Below are 26,697 nucleotides of genomic sequence, written 5' to 3' on the forward strand. Positions count from 1 at the left end.
AAACCATCCCACCTTATAAACGGCGGCATTGTCCTGTTTTATCGCCCTGTACCGTGTTACGTCCGCCCACCGGTGGTGTCGCATTATTTTCACATTCCAGATTGCCATCGACCTGATTACGGCTAATATTGAGCGTACCCCGATTGTTTTTGAGCTGGATATTGCCATTTACACGGTTATTGTGCAGCTGGGTCAGCTTGCCGCGTTCCAGTTGAATATTGCCTTCAATGCGGTTATTGGTCGCCACCAGCTGTGCAAAACGGCCTTTGGATTCCAGATTGCCATCAATATGGCTGTTCCGGAGAATGGCTTTGGCACCATCAGCCAGCATGACATTACCATCGACCTGCACATTAATTAAGGTGCATTGCTTGCCAATGAAAATATTGTCGGAAATCGAATGATCTTTTAAGCTGTCGCTACACTGCACATCAGCCCAGGCCGGCAGGGACAGGGTGGTGAATAAGGCTGCAATTAATAGGGTTTTCATCGGTCTATCCATAGCGCATTTTTCAGTAGCTTAATCAACGCAGATGAAAATAAAAAGAATCTACAGCAGCTAAAATTGAGTAAAAATGTAAGCGCATCAATAAAAAAACCACGCGATCAAGCGTGGTTTTTTTCAATCAGTTTAATCTAATACAGATTAGATTTTACCAACTAGGTCGATTGAAGGAGCAAGTGTTGCGTCGCCTTCTTTCCATTTTGCTGGGCAAACTTCACCTGGGTGAGCGTGAACGTATTGAGCAGCTTTTACTTTGCGAAGAAGTTCTTGCGCGTCACGGCCGATACCACCCGCATTGATTTCGATGATCTGGATTTTGCCTTCTGGATCGATGACGAAAGTACCACGATCAGCAAGACCGTCAGCTTCAATTAATACTTCGAAGTTTTTAGACAGTGTCCAAGTTGGGTCGCCAACCATTACGTATTGGATTTTTTTGATTTCTTCTGAAGAATCATGCCAAGCTTTGTGCGTGAAGTGAGTGTCAGTAGAAACTGCATAGATTTCAACGCCTAATTTTTGGAATTCAGCGTAGTTGTCAGCAAGGTCACCAAGCTCAGTTGGGCAAACGAAAGTGAAGTCAGCTGGGTAGAAGAATACAACTGACCATTTGCCTTTAAGATCAGCTTCAGTTACTTCAACGAATTGACCGTTGTGGTAGGCATTTGCTTTAAATGGTTTAACTTCAGTATTAATTAAGCTCATCATTGTCTCCATGATTGAGGTTTGTTTTGAATTTCAATTAGATTATAGAAATTTGCTTTATTGCTGAAATGGTATTTTTACATTACCACCATCGGAAAAACCGAATTGATGATTGTTTAAGCCATATTCAGGCGGTGTGTATTATTATGTAGCCGAAAAATATGATGACCACATGACAATTAAAAAGTACACCTTTTTCATTCCTCATCAAACATGATGTCAAGCTCGGTAAAATTCAAGGGTAAAGCAAAAATATTTTTTATTTTTAGGCAGACTGCTTGGAAATGTTCGTCATCGTCACAATCTAGAAGCCACCGTACTCAGTTTGCGGACAGCGGATTCGCTGCAAAAGCAGACAGGCTGGAGGGTCTGTTCGTTCATTTCATGGGCGGATTCTTCCGCTGGCTGTCATTACAGCGTAAAATAGCCGATTGATATTTTTTTATTTAAATTAGGAATCTTGTTCTGTGCAGAGTCATTTAAATGTAGATCAACTCGTTATGGCGCGTGACCGTCATCGTTTAAATCGACTGCGTAAAGGAAAAGATGCAAATGAAAAACAATATTCTGAGCTATTTGAAAAATCCAATCTGAAAGTTCGGGAACGCCTGGGCCGTATTCCAAACATCAAACTGAATCAGGATTTGCCGGTCACCCAATACGCCGACAAGCTGGTTGAGGCAATTCAAAAACATCAGGTGATTATTGTGGCGGGGGAAACCGGTTCGGGGAAAACTACCCAGTTGCCGCAAATTGCCATGCTGGCCGGGCGCGGTTTAACCGGTCTGATTGGTCATACCCAGCCGCGTCGTCTGGCCGCGCGCAGTGTCTCGCAGCGGATTGCCGAAGAAGTCGGTGAAAAACTTGGTGAATCCATTTCCTTTAAAGTCCGTTTTAATGAACAGGGCTCGCAGGATTCAATTGTCCGCTTAATGACTGATGGTATTTTATTGGCAGAGCTGGCCAATGACCGTTACTTAAGCAAATACGACACCATTATTATTGATGAAGCGCATGAACGTTCCCTGAATATTGACTTCATCATGGGTTATTTAAAGCAGCTGTTGCCACGGCGTAAAGATCTCAAAGTCATCATTACCTCAGCGACTTTGGACGTAAACCGTTTCAGCAATTACTTTAATGGCGCGCCGATTTTTGAAGTCGAAGGGCGCAGCTATCCGGTTGAGGTACGTTACCGTCCCATTTCCGAACTGAGCATTGGCGGCAGTGATGATGATGAGTTTGATGACTTTGAAGAAAACCTGCCGCGTGCAGTGGTGCAGGCGGTGGAAGAATGCTTTGCCGATGCACAGGAAAAAGGTCATCCTGAACATGCCGATATTCTGGTGTTTGCCAGCACCGAGCAGGAAATTCGTGAATTACAGGAAACCTTGATCAAGCATGGCCCGCGCCATACGGAAGTGTTGCCGCTATATGCACGTCTGGCCCTGGCCGAGCAGCAGAAAATCTTTAATCCATCGGGCGGTGGCCGACGGATTATTATTGCTACCAACGTCGCGGAAACGGCGTTAACTGTACCGAATATCCGCTATGTGATTGACAGTGGTTTTGCCCGGATTTCACGTTATAACTATCGTTCACGTGTACAGCGTCTGCCAATTGAAGCAGTTTCGCAAGCCGCAGCCAACCAGCGTAAAGGCCGTTGTGGTCGTATTGCGCCGGGTGTCTGTATCCGACTGTATTCGGAAGAAGATTTCTTAAGCCGTCCGGAATTTACCGAACCGGAAATTAAGCGCACCAACTTAGCTTCGGTGATTTTGCAGATGCAAAGTCTGGGCCTTGGTTCGCTGGAAGATTTTGATTTTATCGAGCCGCCAGATCATCGACTGGTCAATGACGGCCGCAAGCTTTTGATTGAGCTTGGCGCAATGACGGAGAAGAAAGCGAACCCGTCTAAAGCGACTGACGAAAATAATAATCTCCCTCTGTCTAAAAGAGGGGTTGGGGGAGATTCTACTAATCCTCCTAAATCCTCCTTTACGAAAGGAGGACTTCAAGGCAAGGGAGATTCTCTCACCAAGATTGGTTATCAAATGGCAAAAATGCCGATTGATCCGCGTCTGGCACGGATGATTCTGGGCGGGGCACATTTTGGTGCCTTAAATGAAATTCTGGTAATTGTGGCGGCACTGGCGGTGCAGGACCCACGGGAACGCCCGGCCGACAAACAGATGCAGGCCGATCAAAAACATGCCTTGTTCCGTGAAGCCGATTCCGATTTCCTGTTTTATCTCAAACTCTGGGATGCCTTGCTGGCCAATCGTGACTTGAGTGAAAACAAGCGCCGAAGCTTTGCCCGTAACCATTTCCTGAGCTGGTTACGTTTACGTGAATGGAAGAAAACCCATGAGCAGCTGGTCGATCTGGCACAGGGGTTAAAACTGTCTTTCAATGAAAAGAAAGCTAGTTATGAAAATCTGCATCGGGCTTTATTAACCGGACTGTTATCGTTTATTGCCAATAAAACCGATGAACGTAATGTGTTTATGGCAGTGCGTCAGCAAAAAGCGCGGGTTTTCCCGGCCTCAACCTTGCATAAGACCAATACCCCGTGGGTGATGGCTTTTGAGATGGTGGAAACCTCGCAGGTGTATTTGCGGACCCTGGCCAAAATTGAGCCGGAGTGGATTCTTCTGGCGGCGCGTGATCTGTTAAAACATCATTATTTTGAACCGCACTGGTCGAAAAAAGCCGGAGTGGTCAATGCCTATGATCAGATTTCACTGTTTGGTTTAATCATTGAACCGAAACGTCAGGTGAATTATGAAAAGGTCGATCAGCCGGCGGCGCATGAGATTTTCCTGCGCGATGCCTTGACTACCGGTAACTTGGGAATTATGCCGCCGTTCTTAAAGCATAATTTACTCAAACTGGAAGAAGTGGAGCGGGTCGAAGACAAGCTGCGCCGCCGCGATCTGGTGGTAGATGAAGAAACCATCTATCAGTTCTATGCCGCAAAAGTGCCGACAGATGTGGCCAGCCGCCGTTCTTTTGAAGACTGGCGCGCGACCGTCGAGCCGAAAGAGCCACGTTATTTATTTGTTGATGATGATGCCTTGTGGCTGAATGATCGCCCGACCACGCAGCAATTCCCGGATTATCTGCGTAATGGCGAATTGCGTCTGGCGGCCAGCTACCGTTTTGACCCGAGCCATGATGAAGATGGCGCAACGGTAAAAATTCCGGTTCAGGCCTTGCCTCAGGTCGATGAAAATATCTGGTCATGGGGAATTCCGGGCTGGCGTGAAGAGCTGATTGAAGCCTTGCTTAAAGCCTTGCCGAAAGATAAACGCCGTAATCTGGTGCCAATTCCGGATACCGCGCGCAAACTGACTGCACGAATTGACGCGACGCATCTGCGTGAGCATATTTTCAGCTTCCTGGCTTTTCAGCTGCGCGGCGATCAGATCACTGAAAAAGACTTTAGCTTTGAACGGGTCGATCAGTATCTGCTGCCGTTTATTAAAGTGATTGATGAAAAAGGCCGGGTCATCGAGCAGGGCCGTGACCTGAGTGAGCTGAAAGCCCGCTGCCGCACTGAAACCCATAGTCCGGTGAAACAGCTGAAAGGTGAATTTAAAACCTTCCCGGACAACTTTGTGTTTGAAGCCTCGCAAAAAGTCACGGGTGTGGTGGTCAAGCAGTATCAGGCGCTGGTACCGACCAAAGACTTTGCTGCGCTGGAACAGAAAGATGAATCCGGTGTGGTGATTCAAACCTTTAATGATCAGGCAGAGGCAATTAAGCAGCATCGAGCCGGGGTGATTCGTCTGATTCATATGCAGTTGGGTGATTTAATCCGCCAGCTGAAAAAACAGATTTCTAAACCGCTGGCGCTGGCTTATTCTCCGTTGGGCGATAAAGCACAGCTGGAACAGATGCTGGTCTATGCCACCTTGCAGATGTCAATTGATGACTTGCCAGTCAACGCTGAACAGTTCCAAACGCTGCTACTTGAGGTAAAAAAATCATTCCTCAGCCATGGACAGAAAGCGCTGCTCAGTTTTAATGAGATTTATATTCAATGGCAAGATATCCGCCGTAAACTGCTGATGCTGGATGAATCGGTCTTTGCCAAAAATATGGATGATATTGAAGATCAGCTGGACCTCATGAACCTGGCCGATTTCGTGTATAGCAAGCCAGCAGACGTCTGGAGCGAATATCCACGTTATCTGAAAGCGCTGGTGCTGCGTATGGAACGTTTGCCGAATAACCTGCAACGTGATGATGCCGCCATTGTGCAGATTGATCCGTGGATGGACAAACTGTTCAAGTTTAAAAATGACAGCCGCTTGAAAGAATTGTACTTTATGGTGGAGGAATTACGTATTTCGTTATTCTCGCAGCCAATGAAGACCAAGATGCCAATTTCGCCAAACCGGCTACAAAAAGTATGGGAAAAGCTGGGAATCGGTTAAGATAGAGAGAATTTCAAAAAGGAGTTTTACATGGGCATTCGCATTACCGGTACGGGCTTATTCCATCCTGAAGATGTCATTACCAATGAAGAGTTAGTTGAAAGTTTAAATGCTTATGTGGAACAGTATAACTCGGCCAATGCTGACAAAATTGCAGCGGGCGAGTTAGAAGCACGCCGTGGCTCAAGTGCAGAATTTATTGAAAAAGCCTCTGGCGTGAAACGTCGCTACGTGTCAGAGAAAACCGGTCTGCTTGATCCAAACCGTTTACGTCCACATTTAAAAGAACGCGCTGATGATGAAATCTCGCTTCAGGCCGAGTGGGGCGTAATTGCAGCCAAACAGGCAATGGAAAATGCCGGTGTTACGGCTGAAGACATTGATGTGGTGATTCTGGCCTGCTCGAATATGCAGCGTGCCTATCCGGCGGTGGCCATTGAAATTCAGACTGCACTCGGGATTCAGGGCTATGCCTATGACATGAACGTGGCCTGTTCAGCAGCAACCTTTGGTTTAAAACAGGCGTATGATGCCATTAAAAGCGGTGCGCGCCGTGTCTTGCTGGTGAATGTCGAAATTACATCGGCACACAATGACTTCCGTTCGCGTGACAGCCACTTTATTTTTGGTGATGTTGCCACTGCGTCAATTATTGAAGACACCGACAGCAAAACCGGTTTTGAAATTGTGGATACCCAGTTATTTACCCAGTTCTCGAACAACATCCGTAATAACTTTGGTTTCCTGAATCTGTCTGAAAATGCCGATATTGATGACAAGCGTTTCCGTCAGGACGGCCGTAAAGTCTTTAAAGAAGTGTGCCCACTGGTTGCGAAAATGATTACCGCGCAGCTGGAGAAAAATGCGATTGCACCAGCCGATGTAAAACGTTTCTGGTTGCATCAGGCCAATGCCAGCATGAACGAACTGATTCTGAAACTGGTGGTCGGTAAAGCGGCTGCGGAAGCAGATCCGGCGTTGGTGCCAATTATTCTTGATGAGTTTGCTAATACTTCATCTGCCGGGGTCATCATTGCCTTGCATCGTACTGCGCATGAAGTGAATGATGGCGAATATGGCGTGTTATGTTCATTTGGTGCTGGCTACTCTGTGGGCTGTATCCTGGTACAAAAACACGTGGTTTAAGGAGCAGAGATTGCAGGTCCAGCATGATGCAAAATGGATCAAGACGCTGAGCGCCTTATCTAAACGCTATTTCACGCCGACCTTTTTAGGCAGTGAATATATTGATGCATCCCGACCTGCCATGTATGTGGGCAATCATTCCCTTTACGGGATTTTTGATGCCCCCGTCATTATTGATTATCTGTTCAATGAACATCAGGTGGCTGTGGTCAGTATTGCCGACCACAGCCATTTTTATTTGCCGATCTGGCGCGATATTGTCAAAAAGTTCGGTGCAGTCGATGGCCAGCGTGAATATGTGCGTGCCTTGATGCAGCAAGGCTATTCGATTCTGGTCTTTCCGGGCGGCGGACGTGAAGTGCTGAAACATCCGGGCGAGCAGTATCAACTGATCTGGAAGCAGCGCTACGGCTTTTTACAGTTGGCGCAAGAATTTCAGTACAACATTCTTCCTTTTGCTGCCTTTGGCCCCGATGATATTTTCGAGTTTGGTTTTGATGCCAGAACCGTGGTGCAGCATCGCCTGTTTCAAAAACTGCTCAAAGTCCCTCAACTGGATAAATTATTACGTCATGGTGATGTGATTCCCTCGTTACCCAAACACCTGATTCCCAAACGGGTACCTTTTTATTTTCAGTTTTTGCCACCGGTAGAGGTCGGGCAGAGATTAGGTTCTGAAGATTTGACCACGCTGCGAGAGGAAATCGCTCAGCAAATTTACCAGAGCTTAGCGCAGCTAAAAGCCCGTTCAACTGGGCACTCATCCTCATAATAGCCGGGTTGTGCCTGAGTTTAAGCCCGCATAAGTGATTTTTGATAAAAATAACGAGAAAACTTTATGAAAAATAATGCTTAGGTTAAGATGAACCATCCTTTTATTTGAAGTCTTTTGAACAGCTATGCAACCATTTGTTCTCTATAACTCAGAGCAGCGCAAAAAAGTAGAATTCGTGCCACGCGTCGATGGACAGATCGACATGTATGTCTGCGGTATGACCGTGTATGACTACTGTCATATTGGTCACGCGCGTGTCATGGTTGCATTTGACTACATCATCCGTTTCTTGCGGAGTCAGGGCTGGAAAGTCAAATATGTACGCAATATCACCGATATTGACGACAAAATTATCAAACGTGCCAATGAAAATGGCGAGAGTATTACCGCTTTAACCGACCGCTTTATTCAGGCCATGAATGAAGATGCAGAAAACCTCGGCTGTCTGGCTCCGGATGAAGCACCGCGTGCCACTGACTATATCGACCAGATGCAAAACATGATTGGCAATCTGGTTGACAAGGGCACCGCTTATCCGGCTTCAAATGGTGATGTTTATTTCCAGGTTGAAAAATTTGCAAAATATGGCCGTTTATCCGGTCGTAAACTGGAAGATATGCAGGCTGGTGCTTCAGAGCGTGTCGATGTCGAAGTAGAGAAAAAACATCCATTTGACTTTGTGCTCTGGAAACATGCCAAAGAAAATGAACCGGCTTGGCCATCACCGTGGGGCAAAGGTCGTCCGGGCTGGCATATTGAATGTTCGGCGATGTCGACCTGCTGCCTGGGCAATCATTTTGATATTCATGGTGGTGGTTCAGATTTAATGTTCCCGCATCATGAAAATGAAATTGCCCAGTCTGAAGCCTCTACCGGTGAGCAGTATGTTAATTACTGGATGCATGTGGGCTTTATTAATGTCGATGGCGAGAAAATGTCAAAATCGCTCGGTAACTTCTTTACCATTCGGGATGTGATGGAGAAATTCCATCCGGAAGTGATCCGTTATTTCATCGTGTCTTCACACTATCGTAGCCCGGTGAACTTCTCGGATGTGGCACTAAAAGAAGCCAAGACAGCGCTGTCCCGCTTCTATCATTCATTTAAAGCCTATCAGGCCGTGTATGGCGATAAACTGGTGGAAACGCTAGATGACACATTGGTCGAACGCTTTAATACCGCAATGCGGGATGATTTCAATACCGCGGAAGCGATTGCGGTGCTGTTTGAAGTCAACAAGGAACTGAACCGCGCGGTGAAAGAAGAAAATGCCGAACAGGCAGCAATCTTCTATGCCACCTTGCGTCATCTGACCAATATTCTTGGTCTGGTACAGCACAATGTCGATGAATTCCTGAAGTCAGACATTGGTCAGGATGCACTTGGTTTATCTGAAGAACAGATTGAAGATCTGATTCAACAGCGTAAAGATGCCAAAAAAGACAAAAACTTTGCTCGTGCCGATGAAATCCGTCAGTCTTTGCTGGATCAGGGCGTGGTGCTGGAAGATACCCGTCAGGGTACCGTTTGGCGTCGTGCTGATTAAATCACCACTTGGAAGCATAAAGAGTTGACAGTTGTATGAAACTCTCTATAATGCACTTCCATATTGCGGGAATAGCTCAGTTGGTAGAGCACAACCTTGCCAAGGTTGGGGTCGCGAGTTCGAGTCTCGTTTCCCGCTCCAAAATTTTAAAAGCCTCAGTCAAATGATTGAGGCTTTTTTTATGCGTTTTTATCCAGATATGAAACATTATCCATTATTTACACTCAAACTTAGCTTAACTGCTTGAACTAAAAAATGAGATTGATGTTCACCATCTTCCTGTGCTGTGGTTTATCAACAACAGGCGGAATCATGAAGAAATCGTGTGAAATCTTATACATTTAAAAACGTGACATTTGCATAGATATGCTAAAATTGCGAAAATTAATTTCTGCTTGAATGAAGACCGTTCAGCCCTGAACGAAGGTTAAAAATTTGAATTCTGAAAACATGTCAAACCCGATTGATTTTCAAGGTGTGGCGCTCAGTACCTTGCGTATAGAAGAACAAGCTCTGCAAACACTGGCCACACAAATTGACGAGCGCTTTAGCCGCGCCTGCGAAATTATTTTGCAATGTAAAGGCCGTGTGGTGATCACCGGTATGGGGAAATCCGGGCATATTGGCCGTAAAATGGCGGCGACTTTTGCCTCGACCGGTACACCTTCATTCTTTATGCATCCGGGCGAAGCAGGACATGGCGATTTGGGTATGCTGGTACGGGGTGATGTGCTGATTGCCATCTCCAATTCTGGCAAAAGTGATGAAATCATGATGCTGATGCCGCTGATCAAACATCTGCAAGTACCGTTAATTACCATTAGCGGAGATGATAGCGGACCAATGCCACAAAATGCCGATGTGGCTTTAACGTTAGGGAACATTCAGGAAGCCTGCCCGCTGGGTCTGGCACCGACTTCGAGCACGACCGCGACATTGGCCCTAGGGGATGCACTGGCTGTGGCCTTACTTGATGCGCGTGGGTTTACCGCAGATGATTTCGCCCGTTCCCATCCTGCGGGTGCTTTGGGTAAACGCTTGCTGTTGCATGTCAAACACTTAATGCATACTGGCGCCGAGCTGCCAAAAGTCGCGCCAGAAACACCAATGAACAAAGTACTGTATGAAATTTCCGACAAGCGTTTGGGTCTGACCACGGTGGTGGATGAACAGGACACCTTATTGGGGATTTTCACTGATGGTGATTTGCGCCGTTTAATCGACAAACAGCAGGGCTTTGATATTCATCTGCCGGTGGCTGAAGTCATGACCAAGCAGCCTGCGACCATTTCTCAGGAAGCCCGTGCGGTTGAAGCACTGGCACAGTTACGCGATAAAAAAATTAATCAATTCGTAGTGGTCAATGATGCACATCAGGTGATTGGTGTGATCAGTATGCATGACCTGATTCAGGCCGGGGTAAATTAAAAAATGGCATCGTATATTTTATTGGAACAGGCGCGTCACGTTGAGGCTTTGGTTTTAGATGTCGATGGTATTTTAAGTGATGGCTTTGTCACCTTAACCAATAGCGGTGACGAAATTAAAAACTTTGATATTCGTGATGGTTTGGGCATGAAACTGGTGCAGCAGGCCGGGGTGAAAGTCATCATCATTACCGGGCGTACCAGTCATATTGTTGAAAAACGCATGAATGCCTTGGGCGTCGATCTGATTTATCAGGGTCGTGAAGATAAAGGCGTGGCTTTACGTGAAGCCTGTGCCCAGCTGAATCTGGCACCAGAAGACTGCCTATATATGGGTGATGACTGGCCAGATTTATCTGCCTTTGCTATTGCTGGAATGAAAGTCACGGTGCCGAATGGTCATGTTGAAGTGCGTCGTCGTGCTGATCTGGTGACTCAGGCGCAGGGTGGCCGCGGTGCGGTACGTGAAATTTGCGATATGATCCTAATGTCAAAAGGCGTATACGAACAGTTACTTGAAAAGTATACCGCGATCCCTCATTAATAAGATATTCCTCTGATTGAGTTGAGTTAAAACCCCACTTATGGATACCCGAGTTTTATATATTACTGCGATTGCAATTGCAGCTGTAAGTGGTGGTTATTACTATTACAGCGGTAAGGGCAATAAACTGGATACCGAGGGTTCCAGAAGTATGACCTATACGGCGGAGCAGATTAATCTGACTCAAACCGATGAACAGGGGAATTTATATGTTCGCGCTCAGGTTGACCGTTTAGAGCAGGATATGCAAAAGCAGACCTCTCAATTACAGAACCTGAATGCGTCGATGTATAAAGAAGGGAAAGTTGATGCCACTTTTTATGCCAAGCAGGCGCATGGCTATAATGACAATGAAAAAGTGGTGTTATCTGACCAGGTGCGTGCCACCAAAATTTTAGCGCAAGGTCAATTAGAACTGCAGACGACAGAATTGACGGGCTATCCGGACAGTCGGGAAATTGAAACCGATAAACAGGTGATGGTGCAGTCTCCACAAGCTGAATTTGTAAGCCAAGGACTGAAAGCCAATTTGAATGATGGTCAATACGAATTTTTTAATATTCGAGGAACATATGAACGTTAATCCGAAGCTTGCAACACCTCGTACTTTCCTGAAGAAAGCCGCGCTTGTAGGTTTGGCAGTATTGTCCTCAGCTACAGCCTGGGCCTTGCCTTCAGACCGGAACCAGCCAATTACCCTGGTGGCTGACCGTGCGACATTTAATGAGCGTACCGGTATTACCACCTATACCGGTAATGTGATTATCGAGCAGGGCACAATGCGCTTGCAGGCCAATTCAATTGTGGCCAATCTGAACAGTAAAAAAGAAATCAGCACCATTACCGCCAATGGTAGTCCGGCACAGTTCCAGCAAAAGACTGACCCGAATAAAGGTCTGGCCAAAGGTCAGGCGCAGAAAATTGTCTACAATGCGGAAACCGGTATTATTACTTTGTCGGGCGGGGCATTTTTACAGCAGGATGGGGCCAGTATTCGCGGCAATACCTTGCGTTATAGTATGAACAAAGGCGATATTGAAGCCATTGGTACGCCAAACAACACCGGATCATCTTCAGGTCGCGTACAGATTGTGATTCCACCATCCAGTTCAAAATCATTCCCGGGAGCACGCGATTAATGGATCAGGTCGTACAGCCACAAACTCTGACAATCAAACACCTGGCCAAAAACTACAGTAAGCGCTGGGTGGTGAAAGATGTTTCTTTCTGTATGCAAAGTGGCCAGATTGTCGGCTTGCTTGGCCCAAATGGTGCAGGTAAAACTACCAGCTTCTATATGGTGGTTGGCCTGGTGCGTATGGACAAGGGGGAAATTCATCTGGATGAACTGGATTTATCTGACCTGGCCATGCATGAACGTGCGCGCAAAGGCATCGGTTACCTGCCACAAGAGGCGTCAATTTTCAGAAAACTGACCATTGCTGAAAATATCATGTCGATTCTGGAAACCCGTAAAGACTTAAACAAGCAGCAGCGTCAGCAACGTTTAACCGAACTGCTGGCCGACTTTAAAATTACCCATATTAAAGATTCACTGGGCATGAGTGTATCGGGTGGTGAGCGACGTCGTGCAGAAATCGCCCGTGCTTTGGCTGCCGATCCGAAATTCATGTTGCTGGATGAACCTTTTGCCGGGGTAGACCCGATTTCTGTCGGGGATATTAAAGATATTATTGGTACCCTTAAAGATCGCGGAATTGGTGTATTAATTACCGACCATAACGTGCGTGAAACATTGGCAATTTGTGAACGTGCCTATATTGTCAGTGAAGGTGCAGTGATTGCCGAAGGAACTCCACAGGAAATTCTGGAAAATGAAACTGTGAAACAGGTCTACCTAGGTGAAGATTTTAGGGTGTAGTTGGTGAAAAACACATATAATTGTTATTTGTTGTATGTGTTTTATCCTGAAAGCGTTTTATAATTAACAAAAGTATAAAAAACTAGCTTAAAAACATTTACAATTTTAAAAATATTTCAAAATATTAGTTTGAATGACGACAATGATGGGTTGCAAGAGCTTAACAGTTCATAAAAATAAATTATTCAGGCAGACGCTACTGTGGCAGGCTTTATTGCTGAGTGGACTGCTGAGCCAGTCGCTTTATGCTGAAACGACGACTTCAGAACGGCAAACACTTCAACAGAGCGTGGCACGTTTATTTACCCCGCAATCTGACCAGAATTTTACTCGTGTCCGTATTAGTGAGCTGAGCCAGTTTCAGCTCGATACACAAAATATTCAGGAAATGCCCCGGGTAGTGCCAGCATCATCTGTTTCAGAAACTGCGGCATCAGCCCGATCCTCTGTGCAACAGCCTTTGAGTTTTAATGACACCATTCGGACCGCTGTTCAGCGTCATCCTGAAATTTCCCAGGCCATTTCCACTCTGGCAGCCCAGAATGCCACTATTGATGTGGCGAAGTCCGGTTATTATCCGCAATTATCTGGTGGTATTTCCACAGCAGACCTGACCAAAGGCGAGCGTGGCCGTCAGCTGCTGAGCCTGAATGCCACGCAAATGCTCTATGATTTTGGCAAGGTCAAAAGCAGTGTCAACTTGGAACAAGCCCGTTTAGCCGCAGAGCAGGCCAATGTGCTGGTCAGTATTGATGATATTGCTTACCAGACTGCCAATGCCATGATTAATATCAAACGCTATCAGGAAATTACGCGTATTGCCGAAGAGCAGATTCAGGGGATTGCCCGCATTGCGGAAATCACCAATTTACGTGCTGAGGCTGGAATTAGTACCCAGGCCGACCCGATTCAGGCCCGTTCCAATCTGGAAGCTGCAGAAGCCAATTTAATTGTGCAGCAAACCCAGCTGCGCCAATTCCAGCAAAAGCTGCGTACCTTGGTCGGGTTTGAGGTTCATCAGCGCAACTGGCAGATTCCAGAGCGGCTGGTCAAAGAAGCGCAATTATATTCAGAGCCGGTTTTTCAGCAGATTCCCGGACTAATGGCTGCTCAGGCTGAAGTTGAAGTGGCCAAATTACGCAAGCAGCAATCACGTTTAAGTGCCTATCCTACTTTAAATGTGAAAGGCTCTGTAAGTCAGGCCATCAATGGTCGCAATCCGAATAACAATGAGGATGATGGCCTCTATAATTCGATCATGCTGGAAGCCAATAGCAACTTTTATCAGGGCGGCGCAATTGCATCACAAACCCGGGCAGCCAGTTATGCAGAAGAAGCGGCCAAGGCACGGGTCAATAGTGTGTATCTAGAGGTGTTGGATGAAACCCGCATGCTGCGTGAAGAAATCCAGAACAAACAGCGCCAGATGAATATTCTGGTCAAGCGTCAGGCTACCACCATTCAGACCAAAGAGCTGTATCAGGAACAATATAAATTAGGCACACGCTCAGCCGTCGATTTACTGAATGCCGAACAGGCAATTCATAGTGCCGCCCAGGAAATTGAAAATACGCGTTTTGATATTTATGCCGCTATTGCGCGTTATATCTCCATTACCGGACGGACACGCGATATTTATGATTTAAACCATATATCCATTCAGGGGTTTGAAGTTCAGCCATGAGTACTAAAATAAATTATCAACCGTGGCTTCAAGCAGTGCTGAGCATTGCCAAGCATTACCGGATTGAACCATCCGCAGAACGTATCCGTTTACAGCTGGACTGGAATCCGAACCAGAACATTGATGATATTTTAAATCTGATTGCCCGTCAGGTGGGCCTAAGTCTGCGTAAGACCGATTTTAGCGCCAAGGTGATCAATCCCTGGCGTTTGCCGGTACTGGTTGAATTCCAGGATGGTCAGGTGGGCGTAATTGACAAGGTCGATGCTGAGGGTAACCTGAGTATTCAGTTCAGTGGTGATCAGGGTTTGTCACAAACGCTGGCCAGCGACACCTTGGCGGAGCATGTGCGGCATGTCTATATCCTGCGTCCGGAAAAATCGGTTCCCGATGCGCGGGTAGATGAATATGTCAAACCCTATGAAGATAACTGGTTCTGGTCAATTGTGCTACGGGACTGGAAACGTTATATCGATGTAATGTTTGCCTCCCTGATGGCCAATATTCTGGCACTGGCCACCATCCTGTTTTCGATGAATGTCTATGACCGGGTAATTCCGGCGCAATCGGTTCCAACCTTGTGGGTATTGGCAGGCGGGGTGCTGATTGCGGCCATTTTCGAGTTTAGTTTAAGGGTCGCACGGATTTATCTCTCCGATATTGTCGGCAAGCGCGCTGATCTGCGTATTTCAGACCGGGTCTATGGGCATGCGCTACGGATTAAAAACAGTGAACGCTCCAAATCGACCGGGACCTTTATTTCACAAATCCGTGAACTAGAAGGGGTGCGTGAACTGGTGACGTCGACCACCATTTCTGCAATCGCTGATTTGCCTTTCTTCCTGCTGTTCCTTGGCGTGTTCTGGGTGATTGGTGGGAACCTATTCTGGGTGATGCTGATTGTGGTACCGCTCATGATTATTCCGGGCATTCTGGCGCAAAAGCCTCTGGCTAAACTGGCCAACGAGGGGATGCGTGAAGGCGCAATCCGCAATGCCATGCTGGTGGAATCGGTACAGGGCATTGAAGACATCAAGTTATTACGCGCCGAAGCCCGCTTCCAGAATCAGTGGAATCATATGAATGAAGTTTCCGCCGATATTGCCATGCGTCAGCGTAAAATTGTCGGTGTCATGACCGCCTGGACCCAGAAAATTCAGGGGCTGACCTTTGCGATTGTGGTGCTGGTGGGATGTTTTGCGGTGATGGATGGGGAAATGACCACGGGTGCTCTGGTGGCCTGTTCAATTTTATCTTCACGGATGTTGGCGCCAATTTCACAGATTGCCGGCGTACTGGGCCGTTTGCAACAGGCCAAAGTGGCGAAACAGGGACTGGATGAATTAATGAAAAAACCGGTTGATCAGCCGGAACATAGCCACTTAATTCATCGTCCGGTGTTAAATGGTCATTATGAATTAAGCGGGGTCAGCTTTAAATATGGCGAAGATGATGCCAAACCGACCTTGATGGTGGCCAAGCTCGAAATTAAAGCCGGTGAAAAAATTGCTATTCTGGGCCGGAATGGTGCCGGGAAATCTACCTTGTTGCAGCTTTTTTCCGGCATGCAAACCCCGAATCAGGGCAAAATTAAACTCGATGGCGTAGAACTGGGCCTGATTGATCCTGCTGATGTACGTCGTGATATGGGCCTCTTGAATCAGAATGCGCATCTGTTTTTTGGCACGGTACGGGAAAACCTGACTTTGGGTGCACCATTGGCCAATGATGACGATATTTTGCAGGCACTTCGAATTACCGGTGCGCTGGCCTTTGTGCAGGAAAAGAAAGAAGGGCTGGACCATCTGATTCTGGAAGGTGGTGTGGGGTTCTCTGGCGGCCAGAAACAGGCCTTGCTGCTGGCACGTTTGCTGCTACGTCAGCCGAATATTTTATTGCTGGATGAACCGACGGCTGCAATTGATGATGTCTCCGAGAAACAGCTGATTGATCATTTGAAAATGTGGCTTGGGCACCGGACTTTGGTGGTGGCCACCCATCGCCGTGCAGTGTTAGAGCTGGTGGACCGGATTATTGTGGTCAATGATGGAAAAATTGTGATGGACGGGCCACGAGATCAGATTCTTAATCAGTCTGCATCTCAACCACGTCAGATGGCAGGAGCGAAGTCATGAGTGAACAATTAAGCAAACGTTCAATGCAGGTGACCGAGCTGGAGCCACCTTTACCTAAAGCCAGTCTGTTTATCTGGATTATCTGTATTGGACTGGCAGTTTTGCTACTCTGGGCCTGGCTGTTCAAGCTGGAAGAAGTATCCACCGGCACTGGTAAAGTGGTGCCATCTTCGAAAGAGCAGGTGGTACAGTCTTTAGAAGGCGGGATTCTCACCACCTTGAATGTCCGTGAAGGGGAAATTGTCAATCGGGGTCAGGTGCTGGCCCAGCTGGACCCGACCCGGTTTGCTTCTAATGTGGGTGAATCGGAATCTTTACTGGTATCTTCCTTGGCCACTTCGGCCCGGTTACGCGCTGAAGTAAATGGCACGCCTCTGGTTTTTCCTGAAGAAGTGCTGAAAGAGCCAAAACTGGTACAGCAGGAAACTGCTTTATACAATTCGCGCCGGGCCAACTTAGAAGAATCGCTGGCCGGTTTACGGCAGGCTCTGGTGCTGGTCGAGCAGGAATTGCGTATGACTGAACCCTTGGTGGCCAAAGGTGCGGCCAGTGAGGTGGAAGTGCTGCGTCTGAAACGCGAGGCCAATGACCTGCGTAACCAGATGAATGATATTCGTAACCAGTATTATGTCAAAGCGCGTGAAGAGCTGTCCAAGTCCAGTACCGATGTACAGACCCAGCAACAGGTGGTACGTGGCAAGTCCGACACCTTGAACCGCACAGTCTTCAAGTCGCCGGTACGGGGTGTGGTCAAGGAAATTGATGTGATGACCATTGGCGGGGTCGTACCGCAAAATGGCAAGTTAATGACCATTGTGCCTTTAGATGAACAGCTGTTAATTGAAGCGCGGATCTCGCCGCGAGATATTGCATTTATTCGCCCAGACCAGGAAGCACTGGTCAAAATTACCGCCTATGATTATTCGATTTATGGCGGTTTAAAGGGTAAGGTCACGGTGATTTCACCGGATACCATCCGTGATGAAGTCAAGCAGGACCAGTTTTATTATCGGGTCTATATCCGGACTGATACCGATAAACTGACCAATAAATCTGGCCAGCAGTTCAGTATTACCCCCGGAATGGTGGCCACGGTTGATATTAAAACTGGTTCTAAAACCGTACTGGATTATCTGATTAAACCGTTTAACAAGGCCCAGGAAGCATTACGCGAGCGTTAATCGTCAACTCAACATAACCTCCCAGTTTGGGAGGTTTTTTATTGCCAAAATTTGCCTGAAAATACGTTATAATTTCAGAGATTATTGCATTTTAGCTGTGTTATGCCATTTACCATTGCCTCCCTTGTTCGCTTTGAAGAAGATATTAAAAAGAGCCGTTTTGAGGCCATTGCCGTACCGGTAGAAAACGAACAGGCGGTTAAAGATTTTCTGGAAGCCAACAAAGACCTGACCACTACCCATCAATGCTGGGCATGGAAAATTGGCCATCAGGTGCGTTTTAATGATGATGGTGAACCTTCTGGCACTGCCGGCCGACCTATTCTGGCTACCATTGAGGGCAATGAGCTGACCAATGTGCTGGTGCTGGTCAATCGCTGGTATGGCGGGATTAAACTTGGCACCGGTGGCCTAGTGCGTGCCTATGGCGGTTGTGCCGGGCAATGCCTGCTGCTGGCAGAAAAAATTGAACTGATTGAAAAGAAAAAAGTCGAGTTTCAGTGCCGGTTTAATGAATGGGCCATTTTTCAATATGAACTGAATAGCCAGAATATCGAGTTTCAGGAACAGTACGGGGCAGATGGCGTGCAGGTCAATGCCTTATTACAGGTGCATCAGATTGAGCCTTTGGCCTTAAAAATTCAGGACGTTACCCGTGGCCGGGAACAGCTCAAAGTCATGGAGGAGCCAGCAGATGACTGAACATGATCCTTTGCTGAAATATCGGGAACAGCATAAACATCGGCTGAATTATATGCCATGGTTGTACTGGTCGCTGAAACCGAAAAACCGGGTTTGGGCCGAAGCCTGGCAAAAAGACTATCAGGCCTATTTGATGGAGATGGAAACGGTAGAAATTGGCGAGAACTGCTTTATTTCACCGTTGGCACATATTTTTGCCGAACCGGGACGTAAAATTATTATTGGGGATAATACCTTTATTGCCGCAGATTGTACCTTGCATGGCCCGTTGGACATTGGCAGTGAAGTGGCAATTAATCATCATAGTATTCTAGATGGTGGCCGGGTCGGCATTAAGATTCACGATCAGGTGCGTATTGCCGCCTATTGCCATTTATATGCCTTTGATCATGGCATGGATTTGGCTCAGCCGATTTACCAGCAGCCGGTGCGTTCGCAGGGCATCGAAATTGAACGCGATGTCTGGCTGGGTGCTCATGTCGGCGTTAAGGATGGTATTAAAATTGGCGCCCATGCGGTTGTCGGCATGCACAGTATGGTCACCAAAGATATTGAAAGCCGGGCCATTGTCGCGGGGAATCCGGCACGTTTGATTCGTTATCGTGATTAATCTCATACATAGCTCTCTATCTTCAAATGTCTGTGTTTTATTTACATTTTGTCATGTCATCCGCTGAGGACTTATGCTAAGTTTTAGATAACAATTAAAACGAAAGCCTGGCAGACAGGCAACAAGAGAGGCGACAATGAAACGAGTAATTGCCTGTATTGATTCTTCACCCTGTATCAATGCACTCGCGGAAGCCGCAGCGTGGATAGCCAAGCAGACCCAGCGGGAACTGGTGCTGTTACAGGTGCTGGACTATTATCCGGCCAGTTATCACTTAGGTGAAATTAGCGGGGTCATTGGTTTTGAAAGCAATGCCATGTTATTGAAGGAACTGGCCGAGCTGGAACAGAAGCAGAGCGACATTGCGCTGGAATATAGCAATAATCTGCTGCGTCATATTTCCGAGATGGTGCAGCAAAAATATAATATCGTGCCGACCCAGATTCAGGAAAAAGGCGATTTTCTTGAACAAAGTTTTAATGTCTTGCAAGAAGATGATATTGCGGTCATCGGCCGGGTTGGGGAGCGTTCCGCCGAACGCAATAAAGCCCTGGGCAGTAACGTCGAAAACTTTATCCGCGGGGCCAATTGTGCCGTTATGACCGTGGGCGAGCAGTTTAAGCCGCCAACCCGTTTTATTTTCGCTTATGAATATTCACCAACCTGCTTAAAAATCATGAAGCGCATCACCCAAAGTGATTTGCTGCGTCTGCTGCAATGTCATTTGCTGTATGTGGGTGATCATCCGGAAATATTAAATGAACCGACCCAGTATTTAAAAGCCGCTGGTTTAGATGTGGTGGTGGAATATCGTTATGGAGATGTGGCGGAGAATATTCTGGATTATCAGCGTGAACATGGTATTCAGCTAATTTTGCTTGGGGCCTTTAGCCACAGCAAAATCCATCAGTTTTTCTTAGGCAGTATTACCACCACCATTTTCCGGAATTCCAATGTGCCGTTACTGGTGGTGAAATAAAGCCCAAATATCTTACACGCATCTGATGAATTACTGTCCAAGGTTATCCGCATTTATTGTGGATAACTATATGGACAGTATATGTAAGTTTATAAAAAATAAAATAAATATTATTTTGTGTGTTTTTTGTTCTGTTTGGGCCTTATTTAACGATGGCCAAGGCAAAGCCATCATGCCCTTTGCTGCCTACCGTTTGTAAGGCAGTTGAAGACAATAAACGTGGATGCTCCTGCATTAGCTTAAACATCTCGCGAATGCCTTCAATGCTGGGCTTGTGATTGTCCGGATTGATGATGTCACCGGCGCGAATTACATTGTCCAGAAAAATTAAGGTGCCGGAGCGTGACAGATTCAGGCTCAGTTCCAGATATTCCGGATAGCTCTGTTTATCCGCATCAATAAAAATAAAGTCAAACGGGGCAGTATCAGCTGGCAGGCTTTTTAAAATATCGGCGGCGCGGCCCACACGCAAATCAATAGTCTGTTTCAGCTTGGCCTGATCAATATTTTCCTGTGCCACGGCGGCGTGTGCATCACGACCTTCAATAGTCAGAATATAGCCATCTTCCGGCAAGGCACGCGCCAGCCACATGGTGCTATAGGCAGCAAAGGTACCAAGTTCCAGAATACGTTTACAGCCGTTCATCTGAATTAACATCTGTAACAACATGCCCTGGTTGGGCGCAACAGCAAGGTGATCCGGATAACCCCGATCATCGGTATGTTTTAAGGTTTGGGTCAGAATCGGATCTTCAGGAATTAAATGTGTTTCGATGTAGTGGTCGAGGTCGGTCCACATTTGTTTCATAGTCGGGGGCACCTTTGTTGCAATGCATGCATTTTAAACTTTTCCCCCTAGAGTGCAATTTTTATCGGGAGAGTTGCAGAATTAATAGACATAAAAAGAGGTGCCGCAGCACCTCCGTATTCAGATCCGGATTTATTCGTAATAGCACATTGACGAATAGCGGCTTAAATCCGGTCCCCAGGTACGATAGCCCTGCGTATCAATATGGATTTGCCCTGAAGCATACAGTCCCAAGCCCATATTCAGGCTTTGACCATACTGGGTCCAGAACTGGCACAGTCTGAACTTGGTATTTTCAATAAAGGCATAATCTTGCGGCTGTGGAAATTCCGGCCCAATCCGGAAATCAATAGCGGAATTATATAAATGCCGTGAGGAACTGGCACCACCGGCGCACTGGTTCAGCGGTAAATCGCGATAGACTGAAGTGACTTCAAAATCGGTCAGGACTTTGGAGGCAACCAGATATTTAAAGACTTTTAAGGTTGGAATCTGATTGCGCCATAATTCGCGGTTGGGCACCATGTATTGCGAGCGGCCACATTTTTGCCAGTCACGTGCGGTGCGCAGTAATTCAAAACTTGGAATAATATTGCCGACGCCTTCAGCATTCAGGAATTTTTCATATTCGCGGACCTGGCGCAGGTTATCGGTCACGGCAATCCAGCTGTTATAGGCATAGGGCACCACTTTTGGTGCGACCTTGCGTTCATAGCTGATTTTTTCTTGTGGGATATAAATCCGTTTTCCATCAGGCGAATGAATCGTTTTCCCTTTCTGCGGTGTGGTTGTACATCCGAGCATGATCAGGGGCACGATGCTGAGCGAGAGCACCGCCTTGAGAAATTGCGTCATTATGCAAATCAAACGTTTACTAAAATCCTAAGCATTCTAATCTAAAAGCTTCGGTAAAAATTGAAAATATTGCAATCAAATGTGTGTTTTAGGTATAAAAAAAGATCAGCTTTTGCTGATCTTTTTAAAATTACTTTTCTAAGTATTGTAATTTGTCCGGCTTGCCATTCCATTCTTCACGGTCAGCAGGCTGTTCACCAATTTGCGTGATATTTGGCCATTTTTCTGCCAGTTCAGCATTCAGCTCGATAAATACTTCCTGACCTTCTGGTAGCTCATCTTCCGAGAAAATCGCATTGGCTGGACACTCAGGTTCACACAGTGCGCAGTCAATACATTCATCCGGGTTAATCACCAGGAAGTTTGGACCTTCATAGAAACAATCTACAGGGCATACTTCTACACAGTCTTGATATTTACATTTAATACAGTTTTCAGTGACAACAAATGTCATGGCGACAGCTACCTAAAAATATGGTTCTAATAACTAAGCTGTATTTTAGGCAAAAATGATGTGAACTAACAATTGCTTTTACTGATATTTGATATAGACAGTGCTACTAAATTTGATAAAAGTGCTATAAAACCATCAAAAAAACTTATAAATGAAAAAGACTCTCAAATGAGAGCCTTTCCATATATGAAATTCAAGTCTTGAATCAGGCGTTTAGCTGCTCTTTCAGGGCATACAATTGCTCTAGAGCCTGACGTGGGGTGAGATTATCGACATCCAGTTGACGTAAGGCTTCGAGGGCCGGTGATGGTTTTTCAACTTCGACAATCCGTTCAATCACTTCAGTTTCTACCACCGGTTCACTGAATAAATCATGCTGGACCGATTTTTGTACCGACTGATGTGACTGCTTTTCCAGAATCTTCAGGCGATTTTGTGCTTCTTTAATCACATTGGCAGGAATACCGGCCAGTTTGGCCACCTGCAAACCATGACTCTGGCTGGCCGGACCCTGCTGGACTTTATGCAGTAAAATCAGGTTACCATTGAGTTCTTTGGCCGTAACATGATAATTATCAATACCTGATTCTTTGCCCAGCTCGGTCAGCTCGAAATAATGCGTAGCGAACAGGCATAAGCATTTGATCCGTTTGGTTAAATCCAGCACACAGGCCCAGGCCAGGGACAGGCCATCATAGGTACTGGTGCCACGGCCGACTTCATCCATCAGCACCAGTGACTGATTGGTGGCATGATGCAGAATTTGCGAGGTTTCGGTCATTTCCACCATAAAGGTTGATTTACCGGTAGACAGGTCATCGGCCGAACCAATCCGGGTGAAAATCCGGTCAATCGGACCTAGCACCGCAGCTTGAGCCGGCACATAACTGCCACAATAGCCAAGCAGGGCAATTAGTGCGGTCTGGCGCATAAAGGTCGATTTACCGCCCATATTCGGCCCGGTAATAATTGCCATACGATGGTTAAAATCCAGTGTGGTGTCATTTGGGGTAAATGCGGTTTTGCTCAAGGCTTCCACCACTGGATGACGGCCGGCGACAATCTTGACTCCAATTTCCGGTGAAAATTCCGGACGGGTCCAGTTTTTCAGGCGGGCCTGATGGGCAAAGTTGGCCAGCACATCAATCTGGGCAATGGCGCTGCTCATCATCTGCAAATTGCCAATGTCCTGACGCAGCTCATCCAGCAGCATTTCAAACAGCATTTTTTCCCGTGCCAGCGCGCGTGATTCACTCGATAATACTTTGTCTTCAAAACTTTTCAGTTCTGGGGTGATATAACGCTCGGCATTTTTTAAGGTCTGACGGCGAATATAATGCTCCGGTGCCTGTTCAGCCTGCGCACGGGACAGTTCAATATAGTAGCCACTAACGCGGTTATAGCCAATTTTAAGCGTGTTGATGCCAGTACGTTCACGCTCCTGAATTTCCAGATCAATCAGGAACTGGCCGGCATGATCACGGATTTGACGTAACTCATCCAGCTCGCTGTCAAAGCCTTCGGCAATGACATTACCATCACGCAGCAACACCGGTGGCTGTTCCACAATGGCCGCCATTAAACGCTGGTAAAGGCCCTGAAAATCGCCCAGTTCTTCATTCAGCTGTTGTAAATATTTGGATTGGCCGGCACTGACAATCGGCTGCACGGCATGACGTAAATACGGAATCTGGGCACAGGCCTGACGCAGCTGCACCAGATCACGTGGGCGCGCACTGCCTAAAGCGACCCGGCTCAGCACACGTTCAATATCACTAATTTCTTTCAGTACCAGACGAATTGGTGCATCGTGATAACCGGTTAAAATCGCTTCGGTCGCATCCAGCCTTGTATCCAGCAGTGCGGTATCACGTAGCGGTTGCATTAAGGTGCGGCTAAGTAGACGACCACCCATCGCGGTCTGGCAGTCATTAATCAGCTGAAACAGTGAGGTGCCGTGTTCAAATAAAGGTTCAATCAGTTCCAGATTACGCCGGGTCACCGGGTCTAGCGCAATAAAATCGCTACTTTGTTCCAGCTGAATCGAGCGGATATGCGGCAACGCCGTTCTTTGGGTTTCTTTGGCATAGTGAATCAAGGCGGCGGCGGCGGCTTTGGCCAAAGGCAAATGATCAATCCCAAAGCCAGATAGGGTAGCTACGCCTAGCTGGTCACACAGGGTTTTCTGGGCATTATTCAGGTTAAAATCGACATTTGGACGTTTGGTAACCGGGCAATCCAGCTGTTTTTTAACAGACTCGATGATATTCGGATCGACAATATCTTCATCGACCACAATTTCGCTTGGCATGAGACGCGACAGTTCAATCGTCAGCTGTTCCGGTTGATACTCCTGCTGCTGGACCTTGAAAATACCGGCACTTAAATCTAGCAGTGCAATCCCGATCTGGTTCTGCTGTAAACAGAGCGCGACCAGATTGGAAGATTGATAGCTGTTGAGCAGGGCATCGTCGGTGAGTGTGCCGGGGGTAATAATCCGTACTACGCCACGTTCCACCGGGCCTTTGCCAGTTACCTCGCCAATTTGCTCGCAGATCACCACGGTTTCGCCTTTTTTGACTAGTCGCGCCAGATAACCTTCGGCAGAATGATAGGGCACGCCGGCCATCGGAATTGGCTGGCCATTGGCCTTACCGCGATGGGTCAGGGTAATGCCTAACAGTTTGGCCGCCTTGTGCGCATCATCAAAAAATAATTCGTAGAAATCACCCATTCGATAAAACATTAAAGAATGTGGATGTTGCATCTTCACTTTTAAATATTGTTGCATCATCGGGGTATGCGAAGATAAGTCAGCCACAATTTCTTGCATGTTCATGTACATTCAGTTCCTTCAATTAACGCATGGGTGTTGGAATGGCTTTCACCGCGTGGATGTCATTTGGGCCAGCTGGAGCAGATAAAACATCGTGTTTAAATCCTGCACGTCGATGCTGTTGACGACCCAACAAGCGCTTCATCTTAACAAATTTAGCTAGGCGGAAAAAACCGATTCTGGAAAATCTGTGCTGAAACTGAGCAGCTTATGGCGGAGAAAATTAAGCGAGCAATACAGCTGATGAAGATTGCAGCAAAGAAGACCAGGAAATATGGAAAGCAGCGTTGCAGCAATGCGCTCGAAGCAGCAGGAGAGGCACTCTATACTGGGGTAAAGAACAACATGAAGATGAGCCCATGATGCCCAAATTCTATTATCAGGCTTTGCCAGTACAGGTGTATTTTGGTGCGGGGGAAGCCAAGCGCACGCAGGATATTCTCAAGCAGGCCGGTTATCACAAGATTCTGCTGATTGCCACGCCCGGCCAGCAGAAGGCCGCTGAGCAGCTGGCCCGGCAACTTGGTGATTTGACCGTTACGGTTTATGCTCATGCGGTAATGCACGTGCCGGCAGAGGTGGCACGGCAGGCGGTTCAGGCAGCACAAGAATTACAGGTGGATTGCTGTCTGGCTTTGGGTGGCGGTTCGGCTATTGGTTTAGCCAAAGCCATTGCACTGGACACCCATCTGCCAATTGTGGCAATTCCGACCACCTATGCGGGCAGTGAAATGACCCCGGTATATGGTATTACGGAAAATCAGCTGAAAACCACCGGCAAAGCTGCACAGGTGTTACCGAAAATCGTGATTTATGATCCAGCGCTTAACCTGAATCTGCCGGCAGAGATTTCTGCCTGTTCGGGCATGAATGCCATGGCGCATGCGGTGGAGGCTTTGTATGCAGAAAATAAAAATCCGGTGATTAGCCTGATGGCGCTGGAGGCGATTCGCTGTCTAGCCACCGCTTTACCGGAACTGGTACAGCATCCGAAAGATATCCAGCTGCGTGAACAGGTCAGCTATGGCGCGTGGCTGGCTGGGATTTGTCTGGGTTCGGTGGGTATGGCGATTCACCATAAAATCTGTCATAGCCTGGGGGGTACCTTTAACCTGCCTCATGCACAAACCCACGCGATTATACTGGCCTATTCGGTGCATTATAACCGCCATGCCGATGTACAGGCGATGGATCAACTGGCCGCTGCACTGGGTGTTGACAGTCGGGAGGAGCTGGGCCGTTTTATCTATCAATTAAACCAGCGCCTGCAGATTCCTCTGGCTTTAAAAGACTTAGGGTTACCGGAACACGCCCCGGCGGACATTGCCCGGATGATTTGTGATTCGCCGTATTATAATCCGCGTGAATATGACGATGACGAATTAAAGCAGCTGTTGCTGCAGGCTTATGCCGGTTTGCCTCCTGCCACACTTTAATACATAGCAATATGTAGCCATCTTCCAGAGATAAAAAAACCGAAG

Annotated in this window: 23 protein-coding genes and 1 tRNA gene; 18 read left to right on the top strand and 6 right to left on the bottom strand. The window is 47.0% G+C overall.

Features of this window, described 5'->3' with window-relative positions; all coding sequences use genetic code 11:
• Positions 1–13: 13 nt before the first annotated feature.
• Both FTU50_RS09475 and ahpC read right to left on the bottom strand, forming a co-directional pair.
• Positions 14–490: a hypothetical protein gene (locus FTU50_RS09475; protein ID WP_180069685.1), complete on the bottom strand. Its 477-nt coding sequence runs from the start codon at positions 488–490 to the stop codon at positions 14–16.
• Positions 491–646: 156 nt separating this feature from the next.
• Positions 647–1,210, bottom strand: a complete 564-nt coding sequence (gene ahpC, locus FTU50_RS09480; protein WP_005178834.1) for an alkyl hydroperoxide reductase subunit C — start codon at positions 1,208–1,210, stop codon at positions 647–649.
• A 467-nt stretch (positions 1,211–1,677) separates the two neighbouring features.
• Here ahpC and FTU50_RS09485 point away from each other — a divergent pair, with 467 nt between their 5' ends.
• The 16 genes from FTU50_RS09485 to FTU50_RS09560 all read left to right on the top strand — a co-directional run bounded on the left by FTU50_RS09485 (position 1,678) and on the right by FTU50_RS09560 (position 20,263).
• Positions 1,678–5,652 carry a DUF3418 domain-containing protein gene (locus FTU50_RS09485; RefSeq protein WP_180069687.1) on the top strand — a complete coding sequence of 1,325 codons (3,975 nt, stop codon included), beginning with the start codon at positions 1,678–1,680 and terminating at the stop codon, positions 5,650–5,652.
• A 30-nt stretch (positions 5,653–5,682) separates the two neighbouring features.
• A complete protein-coding gene (locus FTU50_RS09490; protein ID WP_016659123.1) occupies positions 5,683–6,798 on the top strand; it encodes a beta-ketoacyl-ACP synthase III in 1,116 nt (371 codons plus the stop codon).
• Positions 6,799–6,808: 10 nt separating this feature from the next.
• On the top strand, positions 6,809–7,570 hold the full coding sequence (locus tag FTU50_RS09495; RefSeq protein ID WP_180069689.1) for a lysophospholipid acyltransferase family protein: 762 nt from the start codon (positions 6,809–6,811) through the stop codon (positions 7,568–7,570).
• Positions 7,571–7,697: 127 nt separating this feature from the next.
• Positions 7,698–9,119 (top strand): cysteine--tRNA ligase, encoded by a 1,422-nt coding sequence (gene cysS, locus FTU50_RS09500; protein ID WP_075166903.1) that lies wholly within the window; start codon positions 7,698–7,700, stop codon positions 9,117–9,119.
• A gap of 65 nt (positions 9,120–9,184) precedes the next feature.
• A tRNA-Gly gene (locus FTU50_RS09505) sits at positions 9,185–9,260 on the top strand.
• Positions 9,261–9,569: 309 nt separating this feature from the next.
• Positions 9,570–10,547: an SIS domain-containing protein gene (locus FTU50_RS09510; protein ID WP_163145708.1), complete on the top strand. Its 978-nt coding sequence runs from the start codon at positions 9,570–9,572 to the stop codon at positions 10,545–10,547.
• A 3-nt stretch (positions 10,548–10,550) separates the two neighbouring features.
• A complete protein-coding gene (locus FTU50_RS09515) occupies positions 10,551–11,090 on the top strand; it encodes an HAD family hydrolase (protein ID WP_005178818.1) in 540 nt (179 codons plus the stop codon).
• Between the two features lie 40 nt (positions 11,091–11,130).
• Entirely contained in the window at positions 11,131–11,673 is a 543-nt protein-coding gene (lptC, locus tag FTU50_RS09520; protein ID WP_005178816.1) for an LPS export ABC transporter periplasmic protein LptC, read from the top strand.
• Positions 11,663–12,229 carry a lipopolysaccharide transport periplasmic protein LptA gene (gene lptA, locus FTU50_RS09525; protein WP_005178815.1) on the top strand — a complete coding sequence of 189 codons (567 nt, stop codon included), beginning with the start codon at positions 11,663–11,665 and terminating at the stop codon, positions 12,227–12,229. Before lptC ends, lptA begins: the two co-directional genes overlap by 11 nt.
• Positions 12,229–12,972 carry an LPS export ABC transporter ATP-binding protein gene (lptB, locus tag FTU50_RS09530; protein ID WP_180069692.1) on the top strand — a complete coding sequence of 248 codons (744 nt, stop codon included), beginning with the start codon at positions 12,229–12,231 and terminating at the stop codon, positions 12,970–12,972. The genes lptA and lptB overlap by 1 nt, the downstream gene beginning before the upstream one ends.
• Before the next feature lie 142 nt (positions 12,973–13,114).
• Positions 13,115–14,656 (top strand): TolC family outer membrane protein, encoded by a 1,542-nt coding sequence (locus tag FTU50_RS09535; RefSeq protein WP_180069695.1) that lies wholly within the window; start codon positions 13,115–13,117, stop codon positions 14,654–14,656.
• Positions 14,653–16,791, top strand: coding sequence for a type I secretion system permease/ATPase (locus FTU50_RS09540; protein WP_180069698.1), 2,139 nt, complete (start codon positions 14,653–14,655; stop codon positions 16,789–16,791). The genes FTU50_RS09535 and FTU50_RS09540 overlap by 4 nt, the downstream gene beginning before the upstream one ends.
• On the top strand, positions 16,788–17,972 hold the full coding sequence (locus FTU50_RS09545; RefSeq protein ID WP_005178811.1) for an HlyD family efflux transporter periplasmic adaptor subunit: 1,185 nt from the start codon (positions 16,788–16,790) through the stop codon (positions 17,970–17,972). Before FTU50_RS09540 ends, FTU50_RS09545 begins: the two co-directional genes overlap by 4 nt.
• Positions 17,973–18,074: 102 nt before the next feature.
• A complete protein-coding gene (locus FTU50_RS09550) occupies positions 18,075–18,674 on the top strand; it encodes a YigZ family protein (protein WP_180046194.1) in 600 nt (199 codons plus the stop codon).
• Complete coding sequence (locus FTU50_RS09555) at positions 18,667–19,284, top strand: DapH/DapD/GlmU-related protein (RefSeq protein WP_005178809.1); 618 nt, start codon at positions 18,667–18,669, stop codon at positions 19,282–19,284. Before FTU50_RS09550 ends, FTU50_RS09555 begins: the two co-directional genes overlap by 8 nt.
• Positions 19,285–19,420: 136 nt before the next feature.
• Entirely contained in the window at positions 19,421–20,263 is an 843-nt protein-coding gene (locus FTU50_RS09560) for a universal stress protein (RefSeq protein WP_005178808.1), read from the top strand.
• Positions 20,264–20,405: 142 nt separating this feature from the next.
• Here the strand turns inward: FTU50_RS09560 and FTU50_RS09565 are convergent, their stop codons facing one another.
• From FTU50_RS09565 to mutS, 4 genes are all read right to left on the bottom strand, one after another.
• Complete coding sequence (locus FTU50_RS09565; protein ID WP_005178807.1) at positions 20,406–21,071, bottom strand: O-methyltransferase; 666 nt, start codon at positions 21,069–21,071, stop codon at positions 20,406–20,408.
• A gap of 132 nt (positions 21,072–21,203) precedes the next feature.
• Positions 21,204–21,926, bottom strand: a complete 723-nt coding sequence (locus FTU50_RS09570; RefSeq protein WP_005178806.1) for a D-Ala-D-Ala carboxypeptidase family metallohydrolase — start codon at positions 21,924–21,926, stop codon at positions 21,204–21,206.
• A gap of 130 nt (positions 21,927–22,056) precedes the next feature.
• The gene (gene fdxA, locus FTU50_RS09575) at positions 22,057–22,380 is read right to left on the bottom strand and encodes a ferredoxin FdxA (RefSeq protein WP_005178805.1); all 324 of its coding nucleotides are present in this window, start codon (positions 22,378–22,380) and stop codon (positions 22,057–22,059) included.
• A 205-nt stretch (positions 22,381–22,585) separates the two neighbouring features.
• Positions 22,586–25,219 (bottom strand): DNA mismatch repair protein MutS, encoded by a 2,634-nt coding sequence (mutS, locus tag FTU50_RS09580; protein WP_180069701.1) that lies wholly within the window; start codon positions 25,217–25,219, stop codon positions 22,586–22,588.
• A 207-nt stretch (positions 25,220–25,426) separates the two neighbouring features.
• On the opposite strand from mutS, the gene FTU50_RS09585 reads away from it, so the two are divergent.
• Complete coding sequence (locus FTU50_RS09585) at positions 25,427–25,579, top strand: hypothetical protein (RefSeq protein ID WP_180057024.1); 153 nt, start codon at positions 25,427–25,429, stop codon at positions 25,577–25,579.
• Positions 25,579–26,652 carry a maleylacetate reductase gene (locus tag FTU50_RS09590; RefSeq protein ID WP_005178803.1) on the top strand — a complete coding sequence of 358 codons (1,074 nt, stop codon included), beginning with the start codon at positions 25,579–25,581 and terminating at the stop codon, positions 26,650–26,652. The genes FTU50_RS09585 and FTU50_RS09590 overlap by 1 nt, the downstream gene beginning before the upstream one ends.
• Positions 26,653–26,697 lie beyond the last annotated feature (45 nt).

Source organism: Acinetobacter sp. YH12112 (genome assembly GCF_013418945.1).
Taxonomy (GTDB): domain Bacteria; phylum Pseudomonadota; class Gammaproteobacteria; order Pseudomonadales; family Moraxellaceae; genus Acinetobacter; species Acinetobacter indicus.